Origin of the sequence: Shewanella sp. 38A_GOM-205m, from assembly GCF_000518445.1 — a bacterium.
GTDB lineage: Bacteria > Pseudomonadota > Gammaproteobacteria > Enterobacterales > Shewanellaceae > Shewanella > Shewanella algae.
The window spans coordinates 53,119-75,784 of the sequence record NZ_JADP01000018.1; the positions used below are offsets into that span (position 1 = coordinate 53,119).

Annotated in this window: 18 protein-coding genes; 9 read left to right on the top strand and 9 right to left on the bottom strand. The window is 54.4% G+C overall.

What is annotated here, in order from left to right:
• Nucleotides 1–10: 10 nt before the first annotated feature.
• Nucleotides 11–475, top strand: coding sequence for a Fur family transcriptional regulator (locus N512_RS0112235; protein WP_025888574.1), 465 nt, complete (start codon nucleotides 11–13; stop codon nucleotides 473–475).
• Between the two features lie 127 nt (nucleotides 476–602).
• Here the strand turns inward: N512_RS0112235 and dbpA are convergent, their stop codons facing one another.
• Together dbpA and N512_RS0112245 are read right to left on the bottom strand one after the other, a co-directional pair.
• Entirely contained in the window at nucleotides 603–1,988 is a 1,386-nt protein-coding gene (gene dbpA / locus N512_RS0112240; RefSeq protein WP_028780519.1) for an ATP-dependent RNA helicase DbpA, read from the bottom strand.
• 140 nt (nucleotides 1,989–2,128) lie between these two features.
• Entirely contained in the window at nucleotides 2,129–3,628 is a 1,500-nt protein-coding gene (locus tag N512_RS0112245; RefSeq protein WP_028780520.1) for a DEAD/DEAH box helicase, read from the bottom strand.
• Nucleotides 3,629–3,851: 223 nt separating this feature from the next.
• On the opposite strand from N512_RS0112245, the gene N512_RS0112250 reads away from it, so the two are divergent.
• From N512_RS0112250 to N512_RS0112270, 5 genes are all read left to right on the top strand, one after another.
• Nucleotides 3,852–4,898, top strand: coding sequence for a DUF3626 domain-containing protein (locus N512_RS0112250; RefSeq protein ID WP_028780521.1), 1,047 nt, complete (start codon nucleotides 3,852–3,854; stop codon nucleotides 4,896–4,898).
• 358 nt (nucleotides 4,899–5,256) lie between these two features.
• On the top strand, nucleotides 5,257–7,146 hold the full coding sequence (gene cydD, locus N512_RS22950) for a heme ABC transporter permease/ATP-binding protein CydD (protein ID WP_051472793.1): 1,890 nt from the start codon (nucleotides 5,257–5,259) through the stop codon (nucleotides 7,144–7,146).
• A gap of 1 nt (nucleotide 7,147) precedes the next feature.
• Nucleotides 7,148–8,893, top strand: coding sequence for a heme ABC transporter ATP-binding protein/permease CydC (cydC, locus tag N512_RS0112260; RefSeq protein WP_028780522.1), 1,746 nt, complete (start codon nucleotides 7,148–7,150; stop codon nucleotides 8,891–8,893).
• Nucleotides 8,894–9,095: 202 nt separating this feature from the next.
• Nucleotides 9,096–9,386 (top strand): DUF134 domain-containing protein, encoded by a 291-nt coding sequence (locus N512_RS0112265; RefSeq protein ID WP_025888568.1) that lies wholly within the window; start codon nucleotides 9,096–9,098, stop codon nucleotides 9,384–9,386.
• A complete protein-coding gene (locus tag N512_RS0112270; RefSeq protein WP_028780523.1) occupies nucleotides 9,383–9,955 on the top strand; it encodes a NifB/NifX family molybdenum-iron cluster-binding protein in 573 nt (190 codons plus the stop codon). The genes N512_RS0112265 and N512_RS0112270 overlap by 4 nt, the downstream gene beginning before the upstream one ends.
• An 87-nt stretch (nucleotides 9,956–10,042) precedes the next feature.
• On the opposite strand, the gene N512_RS0112275 is transcribed toward N512_RS0112270, so the two are convergent.
• A complete protein-coding gene (locus tag N512_RS0112275; RefSeq protein WP_028780524.1) occupies nucleotides 10,043–11,341 on the bottom strand; it encodes a DUF5666 domain-containing protein in 1,299 nt (432 codons plus the stop codon).
• 406 nt (nucleotides 11,342–11,747) lie between these two features.
• Here N512_RS0112275 and N512_RS22955 point away from each other — a divergent pair, with 406 nt between their 5' ends.
• Complete coding sequence (locus N512_RS22955; protein WP_037474925.1) at nucleotides 11,748–12,011, top strand: hypothetical protein; 264 nt, start codon at nucleotides 11,748–11,750, stop codon at nucleotides 12,009–12,011.
• Nucleotides 12,012–12,241: 230 nt separating this feature from the next.
• Nucleotides 12,242–13,471 (top strand): dicarboxylate/amino acid:cation symporter, encoded by a 1,230-nt coding sequence (locus tag N512_RS0112285; RefSeq protein ID WP_028780525.1) that lies wholly within the window; start codon nucleotides 12,242–12,244, stop codon nucleotides 13,469–13,471.
• 74 nt (nucleotides 13,472–13,545) lie between these two features.
• Here the strand turns inward: N512_RS0112285 and putA are convergent, their stop codons facing one another.
• The 4 genes from putA to N512_RS0112305 form a co-directional block, all read right to left on the bottom strand.
• Nucleotides 13,546–16,737, bottom strand: a complete 3,192-nt coding sequence (gene putA, locus N512_RS0112290; protein WP_028780526.1) for a bifunctional proline dehydrogenase/L-glutamate gamma-semialdehyde dehydrogenase PutA — start codon at nucleotides 16,735–16,737, stop codon at nucleotides 13,546–13,548.
• Nucleotides 16,738–16,991: 254 nt separating this feature from the next.
• The gene (locus N512_RS0112295) at nucleotides 16,992–17,570 is read right to left on the bottom strand and encodes a TIGR04211 family SH3 domain-containing protein (RefSeq protein ID WP_025010352.1); all 579 of its coding nucleotides are present in this window, start codon (nucleotides 17,568–17,570) and stop codon (nucleotides 16,992–16,994) included.
• Nucleotides 17,571–17,697: 127 nt separating this feature from the next.
• Entirely contained in the window at nucleotides 17,698–18,966 is a 1,269-nt protein-coding gene (locus tag N512_RS0112300) for an inorganic phosphate transporter (protein WP_028780527.1), read from the bottom strand.
• Between the two features lie 27 nt (nucleotides 18,967–18,993).
• Nucleotides 18,994–19,674 carry a TIGR00153 family protein gene (locus N512_RS0112305; protein WP_025010354.1) on the bottom strand — a complete coding sequence of 227 codons (681 nt, stop codon included), beginning with the start codon at nucleotides 19,672–19,674 and terminating at the stop codon, nucleotides 18,994–18,996.
• Between the two features lie 232 nt (nucleotides 19,675–19,906).
• Here N512_RS0112305 and N512_RS0112310 point away from each other — a divergent pair, with 232 nt between their 5' ends.
• Entirely contained in the window at nucleotides 19,907–21,391 is a 1,485-nt protein-coding gene (locus tag N512_RS0112310) for a CYTH domain-containing protein (RefSeq protein ID WP_028780528.1), read from the top strand.
• A gap of 79 nt (nucleotides 21,392–21,470) precedes the next feature.
• On the opposite strand, the gene N512_RS0112315 is transcribed toward N512_RS0112310, so the two are convergent.
• Both N512_RS0112315 and N512_RS0112320 read right to left on the bottom strand, forming a co-directional pair.
• On the bottom strand, nucleotides 21,471–22,268 hold the full coding sequence (locus tag N512_RS0112315) for an ion transporter (RefSeq protein ID WP_025010355.1): 798 nt from the start codon (nucleotides 22,266–22,268) through the stop codon (nucleotides 21,471–21,473).
• A 71-nt stretch (nucleotides 22,269–22,339) separates the two neighbouring features.
• A complete protein-coding gene (locus tag N512_RS0112320; RefSeq protein WP_025010356.1) occupies nucleotides 22,340–22,666 on the bottom strand; it encodes a hypothetical protein in 327 nt (108 codons plus the stop codon).

Consider the following 22,666-nt stretch of genomic DNA (forward strand, 5'->3'; position numbering starts at 1 on the left):
AAACGCCACTATGAATCAAAATGAACAGCTCCAAGCACAACTCCAGCAGTCGCAAGCCCGTTGCCAGGCCAATGGTGGCCGGTTGACGGCAAAGCGCAGCCAGGTGTTGAGTGTACTGTTGATGAGCGATACGCCGCTGTCTGCCTATGAGATAGCCGATAGGGTCAAGAGTGAGTTTCACCAGCAACTTCCCATAGTGTCTGTCTATCGCATGCTGGAGTTTCTCGCTGAACAGCAACTGGTACATAAGCTACTGACGCTTAATAAGTTTGTTAGCTGCGGCTCCCTCGACTGCCAATGTCATAGTCAGGCACAGTTTCTCATCTGCCAAGAGTGTCATCAGGTGGAGGAAGTGCTGCTGGAGCCCGGGATCAGTAAAGCGCTGCAACAGAGTGCCGATGCCAATCAGTTCAGCCTGGCATCGCCTCAGCTTGAGCTGCTGGGGTGCTGCAAACAATGCAGCCATAAGAGCTGAGTTGCCTGACCTGAAGTGAAAAAGCGGCAAAAATGAAAAGACAGTTTGCGAAAAGAAAAGCCTGCAATTGATGCAGGCTTTTTATCATCCTTAAACCACCGCCTTTGGCGGTATTGATGGTTTCGGTTTAAGGTTTCATCGCCCAGGCGCGGAACGACTTGCCTTTGAGCTTGCGCTCACTCAGTAATTTGACTGCGGTATTGGCGCACTCGCTGCGCACCGCCACATAAGACCAGATATCCTGAATTTGTATCTTGCCCACATCGGCGCCGGTCAGGCGGTTGTCGGCTGTGATGGCGCCGAGAATATCTCCTGGGCGCAGCTTATGCTTCTTGCCGCCTTCAATGCGGATGCAGCGCATGGCCGCTCTTATCGGCGCAGAGGAAAAACTGCCGGGCTGTGGCAGTTCACTCATGGTTTGCGGGCCGAAGATATCCTCCAGCAGCGCCATTCGCATGCCATCCTTGGGGCCTACCAGGCTGACGGCCTGGCCCGAGGCACCGGCGCGGCCGGTACGACCGACCCTGTGCACATGCACTTCGGGATCGAACGCCAGTTGATAGTTGATCACCAGATCCAGGGCTTCGATATCCAGCCCCCGGGCGGCAACATCTGTGGCCACCAACACCACCACGCTCTTGAGGGCAAACTGCACCAGCGCCTGATCGCGCTCACGCTGATCCAGATCGCCATGGAGTGCACGCACGCTGAAGCCCTGCCGCTCCAGGCTGTCGGCCAGCTCCTGGGTTTCTCTTTTGGTATTGCAAAATATAACTGCACTCTCAGGCCTGTGGGCCAGTAGCAATGCTTCCACCGCTTGCAGCCTGGAGGCTGTGTCTGTCACTTCGATAAACTGCTGCGCTATGCTGAGTTGATCATGTTGCTGCTCCAACTTGATGCTGAGCGGCTTATCCATCATGGCGCGGGCCAATTCGGCAATCGGCTCCGGGAAGGTGGCGCTGAACAGCAAACTCTGGCGCTTGTCCGGCATATAGGCGCTTATCTGCTCCAGCGCATCGGCAAAGCCCATCTCCAGCATGCGGTCGGCTTCATCCAACACAAGTTGCTGCAATTCGCCCAGATCCAGACGCCCCTTCTGCAGGTGGTCCAGTACCCGCCCGGGGGTGCCAACTATGATGTGCGCGCCATGTTCCAGCGAGCCTATCTGTGGCCCCACAGGCACACCGCCACACAGGGTCAGGATTTTGATGTTGTGAATGCCGCGGGCAAAACGGCGCAGCTCCTTGGCCACCTGATCGGCCAGCTCCCGGGTAGGGCAGAGCACCAGGGACTGCACCCGAAAACGTTTCACATTGAGTCGATTCAACAGCCCAAGACCGAAGGCCGCCGTTTTGCCCGAGCCGGTTTTCGCCTGAGCCAACACGTCGCGGCCTTCAATAATGGCCGGCAGGCTGGCGGCTTGAACCTGGGTCATGGCGGTGAAACCAAGATCGTTCAGGGTGGCCAGCAGCGCGGGTTTCAACGGCAGGCTGGAAAAGGGTAAATCACTCAAGCTGTGTCCTATGGGCTCGCAAATGGAGCAAAAATGGTAAAGGGGTATTGTAACAGGCGGGGATGGTTTTTAGGCAGACTAATCTAGCAGCATTGAAAAAGCCCACTCGGGTGGGCTTTCAATCTCAGGCTTGATTGAGCTTAGCGCTCATTTCTTTGCCGGGAGCCGCGCGCTTGTGAGTCGCGTTGCTGTGATGCCCGGCCCTGGTTATTGCGCTGCTGGCCTGAGCCGTTATTGCCCTTGCCGGTGCCTTGCGGCTTACTCTCCTGGGAGCGACCGCCCTGAGGCTTGGCGTTTGCGGGCCTGCGTCTGGCACTTGAACCCTCGGTCTTGGCGCCCTGAGCCGGACGACGATGGCGGTTTTCAGCATTGGCCGGCTTGTTGCCATTACCTTTATCCAGGTTGCCGCTGCGCTGGCCATCCTGATGCCCCTCTTTGGGCTTTTTCGGCTTCTTGGGCTTTTTCGGGCCTATCTTGTTTGGGTTGAGCCGCGATTCCGGCAAGGCTTCCTGAGGTTCGAAGCCATTGACGATTTCACGCTCGATAGTCTTGCCTATCAGCTGCTCTATGTCTTTGAGCTGCTTGAATTCTTCCGCACTCACCAGAGACACTGCCTGACCACTGGCACCGGCGCGGCCGGTACGGCCGATGCGGTGTACATAGTCTTCGGCCACATTGGGCAGATCGAAGTTAACCACTTGCGGCAACTGATCTATATCCAGGCCGCGGGCGGCAATATCTGTGGCAACCAACACCTTAACCTTGCCACTCTTGAAATCTGCCAGTGCCTTGGTCCTGGCACCCTGGCTCTTGTTGCCATGAATGGCCGCGGCGCCAATCCCTTTGCCATCCAGGTGCTTGGCCAGACGGTTGGCACCGTGTTTGGTGCGGGTAAACACCAGCACCTGTTGCCACTTGTACTCTTTGATAAGCGAGGTCAGCAGCGCCGATTTCTTTGACTTGTCTACCGGGTGCAACTTCTGGCTCACCCGCTCGGCGGTGCTATTGGCCGGAGCCACTGAGATCTCGGCGGGATCGTGCACCAAGCCCTTTGCCAGGCGGCGAATGTCGTCAGAGAAGGTGGCACTGAACATCAGGTTTTGTCGCTTGGCCGGCAGCAAAGCCAGAATTTTTTTGATGTCGTGAATAAAGCCCATATCCAGCATGCGGTCGGCTTCGTCCAGCACCAGCACTTCCAACTGGCCGAACTTGACGGCATTTTGTTGGTACAGATCCAACAGGCGTCCAGGTGTGGCCACCAGGATATCGACCCCTTTTCTCAAGGTCTGCATCTGTGGGTTAATGGAAACACCGCCAAAGACCACTGAGCTACGCAGATCCAGATGCTTGCCATAGAGACTGACGCTTTCGGCCACCTGAGCGGCCAGCTCACGGGTGGGGGTCAGCACCAAAGCGCGGATATGGTTGCCCCGCGGACGAATGCCACCATTGAGACGCTCCAGCAAAGGCAAGGTGAAGCCGGCGGTTTTGCCTGTCCCTGTCTGGGCGGCAGCCATCACATCCCGGCCCTGCAATACTGCGGGAATGGCCTGGGCTTGAATGGGGGATGGAGTGGAGTAACCTTGTTCGGCGACAGCGTTCAAAATCGGGGCCGACAGGCCCAGGGAGGCAAAACTCATGCAATCTTCTCAATTGACAGCGCGGAGCTGAGATATGGGAGCCGCAGTGCACAGCGTTGCGGCGAAGGCGGCAAGCTTACAGCATTTGCGTCTAAAGTGCTAATTGCAGCCAACTTGAACCCTTTTATTTTACGCTTGTCTTAACTTTTACTGTTGCAAAGCAGCCGCTTAACCTATCTTGGAAAAGCAAGAGCCAAATTCAGGCCTCGACTCGGTGAGGTGTATGGGGGCAATAGAGCATATACAGGCACAGGCCCTGCATCGCAGGGAGTATGCCCTGAGCGTGATCAAGAATGTGCAGTTGATGTCCGCCATCGACACGGCACGGCTTGCGCTCGGGTTGAATATGCTGGCTCAACATGGCCGTATCGCCTTTCATTTCCACCCGGACAGAATCGACTCCCGCGGTTGGCCCGTGTTGGCCGGTATGCTGGCCGACGGTATTTACAAGACCCAGTTTGAAACCCGGGTATCCAACGGCAAACTCTCACCTCAGGTTGGTGGTCCGCGAGATCATTGGGAAAACCAGCTGTTCGGCGACTGTTATCGTGGTGCCAGAGGGCGCCCCAAATACGGCGCCCTGGATCTGGGCATGCATCAAAATGGCCCTTCGGCCCGTTTCGGCAGCTGTTATCTGTTGTCATCACCTGCGTTGTTGCACCGCTGCACGTTCAGCTATCTGGACTCCTGCCGTGAGCCCAGGGAAAAAGGCACTGCAGCCTGCTTTGAAGATATTTTTGCTGCGCTGTTCAACGAGTGCTTTGAGCGAAGCTCGGCATTGGGTGTAAGTCAGTTGCGCCCGGCGGCCTTGGTCGATTATCTAGTTGATGCCTTGCCTTCGGGGGTGGCAGCCAGGTTTGAGCGCCCCATGAGCGGTGACCTGGATCATTACATTGAGGCTCAATGCCATGGTGAGCTGGTGATAGGTGAAGACTTGACTCACTTGGTGGCCGACCCGGCATTCAAAGGCACAGAGATGGAGATTCTGATGCAGCGCTTGTGTGACAAGTACCGACTGCAGTTGTGTTGGCATCAGGGCTATCAAATGCCGGTTGATGAGGTGCCGCCGGACTTTCGCGGTGCCGCCATGCCCAAGCTCGCCGCCTTGGTGGCACCGGATGGCCTGCTCGATGCCCGTCTGATAGGGGAGGCGGCGCTGGCACTGCATAAAGATCCGCAGCAGTGGCGCATGCTTGGCAATGAAACCGAGCTCAAGCAGCAGCTCAAGTTGCTGTGGCATGTGCTGGTGCGTTTTGGTCACAGCCGTTGAGGGCACTCCATCTCTGGTCGGAAGTCTCGATTGAGCTGGTATTACCCCGTGAGTATGCACCGTGTGCTCACTGCGGTAGCTGTGCCATCGAAGTGAACCTCTAGCGTTAAGTAGATCTAGCGTTAAGTAGATTGTGGGGATGGCGTTAACCTGGGCTTAATCCGTTCGGCGTTAAGGTACGATTATTTGATCTGGCGCAAATTTTGTGAGTCCGGTAACAGTTCCTTGGCGGCGGGTTTCTTCCCTTGGCAATGCCTGCGATACTGCTTGCCTACCGAACGATTCGCCTTAGGTCAAGCTATTGCCTTGCTGATTTGTACAGCAATAGAGTCATTAGCTGATTTTGCAGTAGGATCCCATGGACAAATCCTTAGAGAAACAACTCGGTCGCTGGCTCAAAGCGCAGCAATCTGCCTGTGGCCCCTTCCTTAAACTCTCTGTGTTGTTGGGCGTGCTCAACGGCCTGGCGCTGGTGGGCCAGGCCTGGGTGCTGGCCACTGTGTTGCAGGGGCTGATCATTGACGAGCTAGAGAGGCAGGCATTTATTCCGCATATGTTGGCCTTTGCCACCCTGGTGCTGCTGCGAGCGGTTATCGCTTGGCTCAGAGAGCGAGTCAGCTTCGAGGCCGGCAGACGCCTTAGAGAGCAGATGCGCGCCGCCGTGCTCAATAAGCTTGAGCGCCTGGGGCCGGCCTTTGTCAATGGCAAGCCTGTCGGCAGCTGGGCCAGTATAGTGCTGGAACAGATAGAAGACTTGCAGGATTTCTACGGCCGTTACCTGCCGCAGATGAGCCTGGCGGCCTTTATTCCGCTGATCATCTTGGTATGTGTTTTCCCCATCAACTGGGCCGGTGGCCTGATTTTGCTCGGCACAGCTCCCCTTATTCCACTGTTTATGGTCTTGGTCGGCATGGGCGCCGCCGATGCCAACCGCAAGCATTTCAGTGCGCTGCAGCAATTGAGCGGCCACTTTATGGATCGCCTCAAGGCTTTGCCGACACTCAAGCTTTTCTATCGCGCAGAAGCGGAGCAGCGCGCCATAGGCAAGGCCTCGGAAGACTTTCGTGAGCGTACCATGGCAGTGCTCAGAATGGCGTTTCTCAGCTCTGCCGTACTGGAGTTTTTCGCCGCGGTATCCATCGCCATTTTGGCGGTGTATTTCGGCTTTAGTTATCTGGGGCACCTGGACTTTGGCCATTACGGCATGGGTATCAGCCTGTTTACCGGGATGTTTGTACTGATTTTGGCACCAGAGTTTTATCAGCCGCTGCGCGACATGGGCACTCACTACCATGCCAAGGCCCAGGCGGTGGGCGCCGCCGAATCCTTGATGGCACTGCTGGAATTGCCTGAGCCACTCAAGCGTGGCGAACAGCCCCTTCCTGGTGAGAGCATTGAACTGCAGGCCAGGGATCTCAAGGTGTTGAGCATAGACGGCGTGCCTTTACTCGGGCCGCTGAGTTTTAGCTTAGCGGCGGGCGAGAAGTTGGCCTTGGTGGGCCCGAGTGGCGCTGGTAAAACCAGCCTGCTCAACGCTCTGCTGGGGTTTCTGCCCTATGAGGGCAGCTTAAAGCTCAATGGTATTGAACTGGCCGAGCTGGATCCTGCCGCCTGGCGTAGCCGTATCGCTTGGCTTGGCCAGAATCCTCAGCTGTTCCACGGCACCATCGCCGATAATCTGCGTCTCGGCCAGCCCGAATTGACCGAGGCGCAATTGTGGGATTATTTGCAACAGGCCAAGGTGGCCGACTATGTTCGCGCCTTGCCGGATGGGCTGGCGCATCAATTGGATGAATACAGCGGTGGCCTTTCTGTGGGGCAAGCGCAGCGGTTGGCACTGGCCCGCGCTCTTGGGCGTCAGGCGCAGCTGTTTGTGCTCGATGAGCCCAGCGCCAGCCTCGACAGCCAGAGTGAACAACTGGTGCTTAGTGCGCTGTGGCAGGCGATGGCAGGCAAAGGCTGCCTGATGGTGACCCACAGACTGGATCAACTGGATCGGATGGACAGAGTCCTGGTGCTGGATCAGGGAAAACTGGTGCAGCAGGGCACCTTTGCCGAACTCAAAGCGCAGCCTGGCTTATTGGCGCAGATGTTGGATGAACTGCCGCTGGCGGTCTCCCTCGATGACGCGCCAAAGGCATCGGCGCCGCCGATTGCCGCGGCCGCTGAGGCGGAAGCCGGGGCAGACTCAAAACCCGCGTCTGAGTCAAAGTTAGAGTCAAAACCAGAGTCAGGGGAGGAGCGCTGAGATGAAGCTGTTACTGCCCTTTATCCGTCTGTTCCGCCGCCAGTCTTTGATGATGTTTGTCGGCCTGCTGCTGACGGTAACGACCCTAATGGCCGGTATTGGCCTGTTGTCGCTCTCCGGCTGGTTCTTATCTGCTACGGCAGTGGCCGGTCTGGCTCTGGCGACGGCGGAAACCTTCAACTACTTTACTCCGGCGGGCGGGGTGCGTTTCCTCTCCATTGCCCGCACGGCAAGCCGCTACGGTGAAAGGCTGGCTACCCATGAGGCCACTTTCAGGATCCTGACCGATCTCAGGCTGTGGGCCTGGCGCTCTTTGCTGCCTTTGAGTGAACGCAATCTATCCGGGATGCGCCGCGGCGATCTGCTCAACCGTTTGGTGGCCGATATCGACACGCTGGATCACCTGTATCTGAGGTTGTTGACGCCGCTGACGGCCTTCTTGCTGATGTTGTTGGCATTGACCACCTTTATCGGTTGGTTTGATCTCAACTTGGCCATCCTGCTTTGTACTGGCCTCTTGCTCAGTTGGTTGTTGTTGCCGAGTGTGTTCTATCTGCTTGGCAGGCAGCCCGGGCGCGAGTTGATTGAAGCGCGGCGCTGCTACCGGGTACGGCTGCTGGAGTGGTTGTCCGGCCAGGCGGAGCTGAGTTTGTTCTCCGATGCCAAAGGTGGCGCTGCTGAAAGCTTTCGGGCGGAACTCGACCGCGCCGAGCAGAGCTGGTTTGCCAGTCAGAAGGCGATGGCGGCGATCACCGGCCTGAGTCAGGCCATGTTGATCCTCTGTCACGGCTTGTTGGTGTTGCTGTTGCTCTGGTTTGCCGCCGCTGGTGTTGGGCCGGCCGTGCCTCCCGGGCCTTTGCTGGCCATGGTTTTGTTTGCCACTCTGGCCTGTATCGAGATGATGATGCCGCTGGCCGGCGCCTTTCAACATCTGTCTTCTGTGCTCCTGGCTGCCAAGCGGGTATCCGAGTTGACAGAGCAGCGCTCTGACGTTGAATTCCCTGCCGTCTCGGCAGCCATGCCCGAGAGCGGCGCCCTTATCATCAAAGATGTGCATTTCGGTTACACGGACACCCAGCCTGTGCTGCAGGGCTTGTCGCTGCAGGTCTCGGCGGGCAGCAAGGTGGCGCTCCTTGGGAAAACCGGCTCGGGTAAGTCCAGCCTGCTGGCCTTGATAACCCGTCAGTGGCAGCCGCAGCAGGGTGAGATACTGCTGGGCGGCGTGCCTGTGGCCTCTCTGGATGAAAAGGCCTTGCGGGCTTCCATGACAGTGGTCAGTCAGCGGGTACAATTGCTCAGCGCCAGTCTCAGAGATAACCTGCAGCTGGCCTTGCCGGAAAAAATTACCGATGACACGCTAGCCGAGGTGCTGCGCCAGGTTGGGCTGGAGGGGCTGCTTGAGGGCGAGGGGCTCAATGCCTGGATAGGTGAGGGCGGGCGTCAGTTATCCGGTGGCGAGCAGCGCCGGATCGGCGTGGCTCGGGCGCTGCTGCGGGATGCGCCGCTGCTGCTGCTTGATGAACCCACCGAGGGGCTTGATCGGCGCACCGAGCAGGAGATCCTCAGGTTGCTGCTGCAGTTTGCCAAAGACAAGACGCTGGTGATGATAAGTCATCGCCTAACCGGTATGGCGCAGATGGATGCCATTCACCTGCTGGATGAAGGCAAGCTAGTGGCCAGTGGCAGCCATGAGCAACTGCTGCAGGAGTCGACCGCCTACAGCGCCCTGTATCAGAGGTTACACTGAGCCGCAGAGGTTCAAAAAGAGACTCAATAAGAGGCTCAAGAAGATACTCAAAAAAGACTCAAGATAGACTTATTCAAAGGGATGCATCGGCATCCCTTTTTCTTTGAAAGCGCTAAATTCTCGCCTGGATCACAGATCCCATAAGGGTTCAAAGTCAGAATATAGTTATTGGCATATGCTAATAACAAATAAGGATACTCCCATGCCCAGACCCAGAAAATGCCGCCGCCTGCAGCATGGCACGCCCTGCCGCTTCTACAAACCCAACGGCATTCCGGCCTCAGCCCTGGAGGCGGTCGCCTTGGCGGCCGATGAGTTTGAGGCCCTGGCGCTAGCCGACTTTCGCGGTCTGGCGCAACAAGAGGCCGCCGAGCAGATGGGGATATCCAGACAGACCTTTGGCAACTTGATTAAGCAGGCACGCCATAAGCTGGCCAAGGCCCTGATAGAGGGACAGATGCTGGAGTTGCCCCACACTGAGGAACAGAGATGATAGTGATACCCTTGAGCCGGGGCCGCTTGGCCGGGCATTTTACCAAGGCCAAAGAACTGGCCTTTTATGATAACCACCATAACCACTGTTTTACCCTGGATAACCCGGCAGCTGCAGGCGGTAACTGCGCCGCCAAAAAGGCGATGCTGCAACTTATCAAGGACAAAGGTGGCCGCATTGTGTTGGTGGATCAAATCGGCGAGCGAATGTTGGGTAAGCTGCTCGATGGCGGCATCAGCGTTTGTCGGCCCGCTAAAGAGAACAGCGATATCGCCGCTTTGCTGATTGCGGCCAGCGATATTCAGTTGCGGCTGACCAATGCCGCGGCTGGACGTCCGTCACTCAAACATCAAGCCAAAGGAGGTTGTGGTGGTGGCTGTGGTTGCCATGGTCATAATGAAACCGGCGCAGCTTGTCATGGTGATGATCATGGCCATGAAGCGGAAGCGAAAGGCGGTTGTGGTGGCTGTGGCTGTAAGAGCCGCACCGAGGCCAAACTAAAACCCCTTGGTGACCCGTTAAACCAACAAGGCAAGTTGAGTTACGCAGGCTTCAGGCCTTTGCGATAAAGCCGTCTACAGAAATAGAAACAAGAGTGCCGGCAGTAAGCCGGCACTCTTTTGCCCAAAACCTTGGGTTAGCAAAGTCTTGCACTATCAATCATCCAGGCGGCACTGGCTCAGCAGTTCGCCACTGAAGCGGCATTCCAGGTCGACCCTCTTGCCGATATGGGGCTTGAGGCTGTCGTCGCTGGCCTTATAACCCCAGAGGCTGGCGCCTTGGCCGTCATCATTGACCAAGCCCTTGAGCTCTATGTCCGCTTCCTGCACCTCAGGTTCGATTTCCATTACCAGGAATTGGCCATTTTGCTCTGATCCTTCAACCTGTACCCAGGTGCCGTTGAGGCTGGCTTGGTTCAACCCATCTTCAAAGCGGGTCTGAGGCGTCAGTGTCAGCACTATGCCGTTGATGCTGAATACACCGGCCTCATACACAGCCTTGCCTTCAACCTCGAAGCCGTGGCCTGCAATTACAGGAGGCTGACTCTGTTTCTCAAATTCAATTTCGGTGGCCTTCAGCTCTTGAGTATCGTCTTGCCACAGGCCTTCCACATCGACCAAGGCACCGGGTTTGAGATCGGCAACAGTGCCATCTTCAAAGAGAGTCTTGCCATCCAGTGTCACTTGCCATTTTTGGTTCAGGGTAAAGCGGGTTTGCAACTCGTTGACCCAGGTAACCTGACCTTCGAGTTCCACCTCAGAGCCGTTGTCCAAATCCGGGGCGCGTTCGACTTCCACTTCAGAAGCCAGTAATACTTCACCCTGATATTGACCTTCAACTTCTACCCAGGAACCATTGGCCAGCGTGCCTTCTACCTGTACGGCATTGGCACCATAGTCCACCTGCATGCTACCGATATAGAACTGCTTCAGATGGGTGTCCAGCTTGCTTACCCGGCCTTCAACTTCCATCTCTTGCCTGTCATTGTCGATAGCAAAATAGGTGGCCTTGAACTGGTTATCACTCAGGTTATAACCACTGATCTCAACTATGTCACCGGCCTTGATTTTACTTATGTCCAGCCCTGTCACCCGGTAGCCGGCCACAACAGCCTGCTCGCCATCAATAGCGCTCACCGGGGAAACCAGCACAGGGTCATAATCCACGCTGGTGGCACTGCTGCCATCTGTCTTGATGTTGAGCTGCATACCGGGTTTCAGCTCGGCGACACTGGCCTTGGTTTCATTGATTTCAACACTGGCCCGGGCCGCCGGGATTTCTACACCATTGACCCAGAGCTTATCCGTATCGACCTTTTGCAGGGTACCTTGGATAGTCTTGGCCAAAGTGGAAACCGGCGGTTGGGGATCGGGATTGTTCGGCTCATTGGAGTCTGAACCGCCACAGGCGCTCAGTCCGGCAACGAGAGGAACCAGCCATATGCTTCTTTGCATTCTGTTCTCCTTAGGGTCATGGATTTCAACAACGGCGGCAGAATAAACAACTGCAGATGAGGCCAAGATGAGGAGGGAATTAAACTTTGTTAATAATCGGGTGTTGCCGTTAATAAATAGCGGGTTACTGTGAAAATCCCCGTGCTGTAGTGGTTTTTTTCTGCAGCGGTTATGGGAATAAATCTCTCATATTGGCCGCAATTGAGGCACAAACATGCGGTTGCAGCGCAATCAATGCGCTTTGATGTTTTTTGCCTTGTAGGAGCCAGGCTTTTATCCCGTAGGAAAACATTAATAGCTAAAAAAGAGAACAAGTTACTACTTGGCTCAACACCTTTTTATGGCTAAAGTTATCTGTATTAGGAAAGTCGTGACAATGATGTCCATCCTCAATCAGGAAGATACTATGAACCCTACCAAAGAAAGCTCCTTGGATTTGGAAGTGATCAGTTTGCTGGAAGACAAGCAAAAGATTCTTGCAATTAAACACCTGCGTGAACGTGAGAACTTGAGCCTAAAAGAGGCAAAGAGGAAGGTGGAAGACTATTTGCAGGGGCATCCGGAACTGGAATTGGCCGACCAAGAGCCGGGGAGCGGCAATGCGATGGTCTGGATAGTGCTGGTGGCATTGGCCGCAGCGGCAGCCTTGGCAGTTTCTACTCAGCTGTAGGCTTTGAAATATCTCTACTTCTGGCCGCTAAAATCCAAGTTTTTTTAAACTTTCCTCATTTCTAGGCAAAGAGAATTGAATTTTTCCAATTCTCTTTGCATCTTTTGCCATTTTTGGCTAATTGTTGAGCCTGAGTCGAGAAAACTCACGGAAGCGATTGGCTTGAATGTGGTACCTTTGCCCGCTTTGATTTTGACAAGATGACGCCCTTGTGCGGCGGGGACATAACAATGAATAACAAACACTGGATTGGCAATATCGGCGTGCAAGTCGTGATTGCCATGTTTTTGGGGGCGGCTGTCGGCTGGTGGTTGGGCAAAGATGCCAGCATGTTTGCCCCATTGGGGACTATTTTTATCCACCTAATCAAGATGTTGGTCATTCCTCTGGTATTGGTGGCCATCATCTCCGGTGCCGCCAGTCTGGGGGATACGCCATCGGCGGGGAAAATCGGTCTCGGAACATTCGGCTTCTTTATTGTGACTTCGGGCATTGCCGTGGCGATGGCATTGGCGCTGGGAAACCTGTTTGAACCGGGCAAGGGGGTTGATTTTACCGCTCACAGTATGACGGATCTGATGGAGGTCACCAAGGAGCAGGGCGATCTCCCCGGGGTGATGGATACCTTCATCGGTATGATACCGACCAATGTGTTTGAGTCGCTTACCGGCGGCAATATTCTGCAGATCCTGGTGTTCAGTATCTTCTTCGGCATAGCACTGACCAAGGTCAAGGGCGATGGTGCCAAGCCGATCCTTGGCGCGCTTAACGCCATCACTGAGGCCATGGTATGGATGATCAACTGTGTGATGCTGGTGGCCCCCATAGGCGTATTCGGTCTGATGGCTGACTCAGTCGGCACCTTTGGTTTTGAAGCCCTGGAGGTGGTATTTAAACTGTTCATCGTCTTCGTTGGGGCAATTTTGATTTATGGTTTCATCTTCTTCCCCTTGATGGTGCAACTGTTTTCCAAGGTGTCGGCGGCACGCTTTATCAGTGCAATGAAAAAGCCACAGGTCATGGCGCTGTCCACAGCTTCCTCCATGGCAACCTTGCCGGTGAATATGGAAACCTGTGAGCAGGAGTTGAAAGTCTCAAAAGCCACGGCTTCTTTCGTATTGCCGTTGGGCGCCACCATCAATATGAGCGGCAACGCCATCTATTATGGTTTGGTCGCCATGTTCTTTGCCCAAATGTATAACATTGATCTGAGCCTTGCCGCCTATGCGGCTATCATCTTCACCTCTACCTTGGGCGCTATTGGCCAGGCCGGGGTCCCGGGACCTTCTTTCCTGGTGGTGGCCGTATTACTGGCGGCCAAGATCCCTATTGATGGATTGCCACTGCTGTTTGCCCTCGACAGGGTATTTGACATGATACGTACATCGCTGAATATTACCGGCGATGCAGCCTGCGCTCTGGTGATGGACAACTTTTGTCCCGAGGAAGCCAAGAGCTGATAGCGTGAGTTTGTTTGCCGCGAGCAGGTAATAAAAAGCCAGGAAACTATTCCTGGCTTTTTCATGGGTGGAGATTATTCCGCATCACCCAGTGACAGCAGAGTGGCATTGCCACCTATGGCTGTGATGTTGTTGGTGCGGGTCTTTTCCGTCATAAAGCGGGTCAGGTAGTGTGGCCCGCCGGCCTTGGGACCTGTGCCGGAAAGCCCCTGACCACCGAAGGGCTGTACACCCACCACAGCGCCAATCTGGTTACGGTTGATATAGACGTTACCTACATTGACTCGGTCGGCAACGCTCAGGGCGTGGCCTTCATTGCGGCTGTGGATCCCCAGAGTCAGACCAAAGCCTGTGCTGTTGATATCGGCAATCACCTTGTCCAGCTCTGAGGCTTTGAAACGGATAACGTGCAGTATCGGGCCGAAATGTTCTTTATCCAGCACCTTGATGGAATCGATTTCCACTGCGGTTGGAGCAACGAAATGGCCATCCTTGCAGTCAGCGGGCAGCTCCACCTGTTTGATAAGCTTACCTACCTGTTTTATATGCTCGATATGAGCGTTGAGATTGGCCTTGGCGGTGGCATCGATCACAGGGCCGACATCTGTCTTCACTGAACCTGGATAGCCAATGCTGAGTTCATCCATGGCACCCTTGAGGATCTCCAGTACCCGATCGGCGATATCTTCCTGCAGATAGAGTACCCGCAGCGCCGAGCAGCGCTGGCCAGCGCTGGTAAAGGAAGAGGCAACCACATCGTTGACCACTTGCTCCGGCTGGGAAGTGGAGTCCACCACCATGGCATTTTGACCACCGGTTTCGGCGATAAGCGGAATGATGGCGCCTTCGCGGGCAGCTAGAGCGCGGTTGATCACCTTGGCCGTGCCGGTAGAACCTGTGAAGCATACGCCGCCGATACGTTCGTCGCTGGTCAGTGCGGCGCCGACACTGGCGCCTGTGCCCGGCAGGAATTGCAGCGCTTCTTTGGGGATCCCGGCTTCATGAGCCAGTTGTACGGCGCGGTAACCCACCAGGCAGGTTTGCTCGGCTGGTTTGGCGATCACTGTGTTACCGGCAGCAAGGGCAGCAGTCACCTGACCGAGGAAAATCGCCAACGGGAAGTTCCAGGGGCTGATACAGACAAACACACCGCGGCCTTGAACAAACAGCTCGTTCAATTCACCGGTCGGCCCAGGGAGCAGCTCGGGTTTGCTCATCATCTTCTTGGCCTGCACTGCATAGTAGCGGCAGAAGTCGATGGCTTCACGGACTTCATCTATGCCGTCCTGCAGACTCTTGCCTGCTTCGCGGGTACAGAGCACGATCAGCTCTTCGCGATTTTCTTCCAGCAGGTCGGCCAGTTTTTGCAGCGCGCTGGCGCGCTTTTCCACCGGCGTGCGACACCAGGCTGGGAAGGCGGCGACCGCTGAACTGATGGCCTGCTCGACGGCTTGGTTGTCGGCAAAAACCACCTGACCGACGGTTTGTGTCGTGTCATAGGGGCTGACAACCGCCTTTGACTCGCCGCTCAGGGTTTCACCATTGATCAGCGGGCCGCCATGCCATTGATGAGTCTTGAACTGATCCAGTGCTGCGAAGAAGGGTTCGGCTTCAGAGAGAATGTTCATATTGAGTCCCTTGGAGTTTTTGCGTTCACTGCCAAAGATGTCGGCAGGCTTCACTATCTTGTTATTGGCCAGGGTTTTGTATTGTTTGACTGTCACCAGAGGGTGGGTGATCAGTGAATCGATAGGTGTGTTGGGATCCACCAACTTATGCACAAATGAAGTGTTGGCACCGTTTTCCAGTAGACGGCGCACCAGATAGGGCAGCAGATCTTTATGGGCACCTATCGGGGCATAAATTCTGACGGTGCGAGCTCGGCTTTCCGCCAAAATAGTGTCGTACAGTTCCTGTCCCATGCCATGAAGACGCTGGAATTCAAACTCACGATCGCCGGCCATATCGCTGATGGCCGCGACCGTCTGGGCGTTATGGCTGGCAAATTGTGGATAGATGGCACCACGGGTCTTGTCCGACAGCAGGAAACGGGCACAGGCCAAATAGGAGAGATCCGTCCCCACCTTGCGGGTGTAGAGAGGGTAACCGGCTTCACCTGCCTGTTGAGCCCACTTGAGTTCGCTGTCCCAATAAGCGCCTTTCACCAGTCGCAGCGGGATTTCATCACCTTGCTCTTTGGCAAGCTTGGTCAGCCACAGGAGTACAGGCAGTGCCCGTTTGGAGTATGCCTGCACCACTATTCCCAAAAGGCCCCAGCCCTTGGCGGCTTCTGAGTTGTATAGCTTGCGGAACAGCTTGAGCGACAACTCAAGACGGTCTACCTCTTCGGCATCGATAGAGATACCGACATTCAGGCTGCGAGCCTGCTCAATCAGTTTGATCACTGTGGCATACAACTCGGACATGACTCTGTCTTCATTGGCCACTTCATAGCGGGGATGCAGCGCCGACAGTTTGATGGAAATCGTCGGTCTGGGCGCCTGGGATTCATCGTACTGCTGGGCTCCCAATTCGCTGATGGCGTGGGAGTAATCCTGGAAGTATTTCTGGGCGTCTCTCTGGGTCAGAGCGGCTTCACCCAGCATGTCGTAAGAGTGGGTATAGCCCTGCTTGCGCTTGTCTTCACTGTTTTTCAGCGCTTCTTTAACTGTGCGGCCGAGTACGAACTGTTTGCCCATGATCTTCATGGCGGCATACATGGCTTGACGGATCACCGGCTCACCCAGGCGATTAACCAAGCGCTTCAATAAGTTGCTTGGACTGCCATCCAGGTTGCGATCCAGTTTGACGATTTTGCCCGTCAGCATCAGGCCCCATGTCGAGGCGTTGACCAATACAGAATCACTCTTTGACAGATGCTCGTCCCATTTGGCACCTGATAGCTTGTCTTCAATCAGGGCATCGGCCGTTTCCGGATCCGGGATCCGCAGCAGGGCTTCGGCCAGGCACATGAGTATGATGCCTTCCTGAGTCTCAAGGCTGTATTGCTGTAAAAAAGCGTCTATACCTACCATCAGACCTTTTTTGTCATATTGACGAACCTTGCTGACCAAGTCGTGGGCGCGACGGGTCACACGCTCAATGGTTTCGTCACTCGACGGGACTAGCTTGATCAGATCGGACAGATATTGCTCTTCGTCGACAATATAGTTGTCACTGATGGCTTTAAAGAGTTCGTCGAGATTGGCGCTATCATAGTGGCCTGCCAGAACTTCACTCGCTTTGAACATAGTTATCGCTTCCATCTAAGCCGGTTGGGGGCAGTTAAGGACTGCTCGAATTACCTGGAATATGTCTGACGCAAAAGACGCTTTATTATTTTTGTATACAATATTGGCGCTTGCGCGCGCCGATTATACAATCAAAATGTGATCTGTGACACCAATCTTGGCGGGAATGTGAAAATTGTTTAATTGGCTTTACGTACCCCAGCTGTAAAGTCACATAAACAAAAGGCCAGTGGTTTTAAACACTGGCCTTTGAGAAGGGAAAAATGCTATTACATCCAACGATCTTTCTTGCGTCGCTGTGGTCTTGGCATGTAAACCAGAATGACCCCGAGGATCAAACCCAGGGCGGCGATGAGTCCACCTTCCTGCCACATACGGAAACGTTCATTGTCTTTCATCGACTTTAGCTTGGCTATGGCTTCGTCGCGTTCTGTGCTGGCTTCAGCCAGTTCCGCCTGGGCCTTGCTCAGCTGAGACTTGAGGCTGCCAAGCTCGCCCTTGAAGTCACCATTTTCGCTCTGAAGTCCTGTGAGCTGGCCTTTGGCTTCGGCCAACTGGCTTTCCAGTTCTGAGACGCGAAAACGCAGCGACTTGTCCTTGGAGATCATGCTGGTCAATACCCAGCCTTCACGATCCTTATGGTCGATAATCTTGGTGTAATCGCCTTGGCGCTCAGGCAACACGCTTATCTGCTGACCAGCTTCGACACTACCCAGGATCCGGTATTGAGTGCCGGGTCCACCATGAATGTAGATGAAGACATCGTCCGAAATATAGCGCGTCTGGCCTTGGGCCAATAGGGTGGGAGACAGGAGCATCATCCCTATGAGAGTCAGGAGTCTTAACACTTAGTCATTCTCTGTCGCAAAATACTGCCCACATGCTAGGGATTTGAGGGCGCCAATGCAAGAGGGAAGTCATTCGACTTCCCTCTTATAATCATGATATTTACCGTGATTTCTACAGCTATTTCTGTTAGCCGAACACACCTTTAATGGTGAAGAAGAACAGAATAGACAAGCCGGCACCGGCTGGCAGGGTGACGACCCAAGAGACCACAATGTTGCGAACCACACCGATATTGATGGCGGCAATACCCCTGGCCATGCCCACACCCAGTACCGCACCCACCAGAGTTTGAGTGGTGGAGATAGGCAAACCTGTGCCCGAGGCGATAACCACGGTTGACGCAGCAGCCAGCTCGGCGGCAAAGCCGCGACTTGGGGTCAGGTGAGTGATATTTTTACCTATGGTGGTCATTACGCGCTTACCGAATATGGCCAGCCCCATAACGATACCGACGGCTCCCAGAGGCAGAATCCACCAAACCAAAGCTGACTTAGAGCCGATTTCTCCGCCGCTGCTGACTACAGAGACTACCGCGGCCAATGGGCCGATGGCGTTGGCCACGTCATTGGAACCATGGGCAAAAGCCATACAACAGGCAGTCACTACCATCAGGATTGCGAAAACTCTTTCCACGTTACCAAATTGAGTTTGGCGGTCATTTTTGCTGCTCATTTTCAGGCGGCTGATGGCAATTTTACCTGCGATACCCACCAGAACGGCAATCGCCAGTGCCAGCAGATAGGCTTCCACTGTGCTGAACTTGAGACCAACGTGTTTCAATCCTTTGGTGATGGTGACCAAAGACATTACAAAGCCGGCAAAGGCCATGTAGAAAGGCACATAACGTTTGGCGTTACCCAGAGGATCTTCGGTGTTGAAAATCAGTTTTTGTACGCTCTGGAAAATCATAAAGGCGATAAAGCCGGAAATTGCAGGGGTGATGACCCAAGAGCCAACGATACCAACGACTTTGCCCCAGGCAACGGCTTCAGTGCCCACGCCCACGGCGGCAAAACCTATGATGGCACCCACGATAGAGTGAGTGGTGGAAACCGGCCAGCCCAGAGCTGATGCGGCGACCAGCCAAATGCCTGCGGCCAGTAGTGAAGCTATCATGCCGTAGACCAGGAGTTCCGGCACTTCGGTAAAGTAGCTGGAATCTATGATCCCATTGCGAATGGTGCTGGTGACTTCGCCACCGGCCAGATAGGCCCCGGCGAATTCAAAGATCATTGCGATAATGATCGCTTGCTTAATGGTAATTGCGTTTGAACCAACAGACGTACCCATTGCATTCGCCACGTCGTTGGCTCCAATGCCCCAGGCCATAAGAAACCCGAAAACAGCCGCGATACCTATGAGCCAGGGGCCATAGGTGACTAATACATCAACCATGTTGTTACCTTGATAACCTTTTGTTTGTTAGACGCGAGCCAGCATCAGCTCAAGGCGGGAACCGACACGTTCGGCAAGATCTGCCAGGTCACCAACCCACTCAATTATCTTATAGAGAAACATGACATCGATAGGATTCAGTTCGGCTTCCATAGCGAACAGCTGTCGACGCACCTGAATTTGCAGATCATCAGTGTCTTCTTCGATGGCATCGAGTTCACTGATCATTTTGGCTACCAAATCCACTTCACGGCCACGGAAGCCTGCTTCCAGCAGATCATCGAGCTCGTTGATCGCTTCTTTGGCCAGGGCGACTGCATCCAGGCAGCGCTGCAAATAAGCGATGAAAGGGGTTTGGATGGTTTGAGGGACAAGCAGTTGGCGGCCGATGATTCGACCTGAAATATCTTTGGCTTTATTGGCGATTTTGTCCTGTTGAGTCAGGAGCTCCAGCAAGTCAGTCCTTTCTACTGGCATAAACAAACCACCTGGCAGTGTCAGGCGGATTTCGCGTTTCAGTGAGTCAGCTTCTTTTTCCTCTTGGCTGATCTTCTTGCGAATAGTGACCGCATTGTCCCAATCTTCAGCTATGGTTGCTTCGAAGAAGGGCACAAGTAACGAAGCGCAATCGTATACTTTGTCTATATGCTCTTGCAGAGGTTTTATCGGCGATTTTGCAAACACGCCTAAAATAGAGTTTACTGGCATAGCCGTTTACCTATTTAGGTTATTCCACTATTGGAAAAGCGGGCGAATGTTAACCCAAGCGTCCGCTTATTGAAACTGTGTTTTTACAGAAAACACGTCAGTTCTTATTCTATCGGGTTATATATCACCCGACAGGATAATCCTAGGTCATTTTTGTGACAACAATATGACATTGTGACCTCGAAATGACGAGATGATGAATTTTTGATGACAAAATGAGCAGTAGTGCACCATGGATGCCGACAATCAACAAAATGAGATAGAACTTAAGCTCTTTTTCCCCGCCACGGAAGTCAGTCGCCTGACCACATTTCTGAACTCTTTACCCGCCGCCACATCTCAAGGGTGCCAGCAGCTAAGTAATGGCTATTATGATACGCCCGAGCTGGCACTGCGTCAGCTGGATATGGGCCTTAGAGTCCGCGGATGTGATGGCAAGCGGGAGCAAACCATAAAAACGGCCGGTCGTGTCAGCGGTGGGATCCACAGTCGGCCGGAACACAATGTCGATATAGACGCCAACAGCCCGGTTTTGTCGCTGTTTCCCGCCGAAATTTGGCCTGAGAATTCCGACATCGATGCGTTGCAGGCCCGGCTTGCCTGCCTGTTTCATACCGATTTTCAGCGTTGCCGCTGGTTGGTGGTTCAGGGGGAGAGCCTGATAGAACTGGCTCTGGATACCGGCACTATCGCCGCCGGGGGCCAGAGCGAGTCGCTTTGTGAGCTGGAATTTGAGCTCAAGCGGGGGCGAGCGGCCGATCTATTGCCGCTGGCACTGCAGGTCGCGGCCAATGTACCCATGCGCCTGGGTAAGGCCAGTAAGGCGCAGCGAGGCTATCGGCTGGCGCAGCAGGCCAGCCCGCTGGCTTTGGAGGCGTTGCAATATATCAGTCTGCCCTGCGACAGTGATGTTAAGGCGACTCTCCTAGTGGTGCTGGAAACGGCGCTGGAGCGCTGGCAATTGCTGGAGGGTATGATTGCCGAGAGTTTGGATGATCCGGCAGGGCAAGCGCTATTGTGGCAGCGTCTGCGCTCCTGTGTCCGCCTGCTGCGCTTGACCCTGGGCCAGTTTACTCTGAGCAATAGCCAGACAGATGCGGGATTTTCCTGGCTGGAGCAGCAACTCGCCTTTGTAACAGAAGCCAACTGTCTCACGCGTCTGGCCCAGGATAAGTTGTTGCTTGGTAAGTTGGCCAATGCCGAGAGCGTGCGCGAGCGAGCCGTGCAACAGTTGCAAAAGATGGATTTCCGCGGCCGCTTGCAAGCGCTATGGCAGGATTGCCGTTATGGTCAGCTGCAGCTGCAACTGGTCAATATGTTGCTCGAGCTGGCCAGTGGCGAGATGCAGATAGCCGTGGTCGGGGGCTTGAAGGGAACCTGTGACGGTCTGCAGGAGGCTTCCTGGCAAAAACTGCTGGCGGCCATGCCGGGACACGAACTCAGCCGTGATGATTATCTCAAGCTGGCAGCTCCCTTGGATGAAGGTATTTTGGTGGGGCTGGCCTATGGCAGTCTCTACTCATCCAAGGCTCGCGATAGTTTCCGCGCACCCTGGCAGGACTTGAGTCAGGGGATCATCAGTCTTGGCGCTTATGCCATGGCCGAGCAGTTGGCGCCAGAGCTTGCCGAGGCCTTGGCCGACAAACAGCAGAGTCTGATTTTTGCCATGGAACAATCCCGCAAGATGGCACTGCAGCAGCAACCCTACTGGCGCTGATGCCTGGTAAGAGTTCCGGACGAATCGCCTGGGAGTAAGCACTAAAAAGGACGCCTCGGCGTCCTTTTTAGTCGATTGATTAGTCCCGTTGTTGCTGCGCCAGCTTCTGTTTCAAGTCGGCGATTTCCGTCAGCATCTGTTGTTGGTTGGCTTCCATGCGTTCGAGTACCAAATCTAACTCGCTCTTGATGACCTTGCTTTGGTTTTCCAGGCTCTCCTGCTCATCGGGAGCGACAAACAGCGATGCCATATAACCGGAAATAACCCCGAAGAAACTGACCCCGCAGACGATGACCACCCCACCTATCACATGGCCCACTGTAGTCACAGGGTAGAAGTCACCGTAACCTACGGTGGATATGGTCACTATTGCCCACCAGATGGCGTTTTCGGCGGTTTGAATATTGGCGCCTTCGGCGCCGCTTTCCACCAGCAACATCAATACCGAGGCTATGGTGATGATGGTGACCATGGATACCAGCAAGCTGGCGATGGTGGCCTGACGCCTTTGCTTCAGCAGTGGCCCTATCAGGGAACGACTCATGCGAATGAGCCTCAATACCCTGAGGATCTGAAATAAACGGGCAAAGCGCAGCGCTTCAATCGCCGGAATACTGGCGACAAAGTCGACCCAGTGAGACTTGATATAGGTGAGTTTATTCTCTGCCCGGAACAGACCCACCAGGAAATAACTCATAAAGATAAAGCAGATACCCGTATCGATATAAAACAATAACTTGTGGGTTTCAGGATCGACAGGGACAAAGGTCATGATAAGGATCACAACCACAGAGATCAGCGACAACATCATCATCGCCAATTCGAAAGGGGAGACCTGAACAGGCGGTTTCAGGAACCAGCGAGATTTATCCGGCATTGGTTCTTCCATTGAGAAACTTTGTATCCTTTCAGGGTAAAAGACTTGCCGTTAGCTGTAAACGCGCTTGTTTATTGCTCGTCTACGAATTGTACCAGGTCTTCCAATACCCGTTTTTTGATTTCCAATTGCGCATCCGGAGCCAGGCCGTATTTTTCGGCGAGCTGGACATAATCGGTGGGGCTGAGCGAAACGGTTAACCGTGGCCGCTTGGGACGCTTGGCCACGGATAAACCCAATATCATGCGTATCTGATCTGAAGGGCTGACACCTGTATCCAGGGCCGCCTTGCGGATGGAGTATTGAAACCTTTCATCCAGATCAAAAGCTACCTGAGTCGCCTTGGCAGCCTTTTGGTTTTGTAACCATTTTTCCGGATAAGGGTGGTTCTTGCTCAT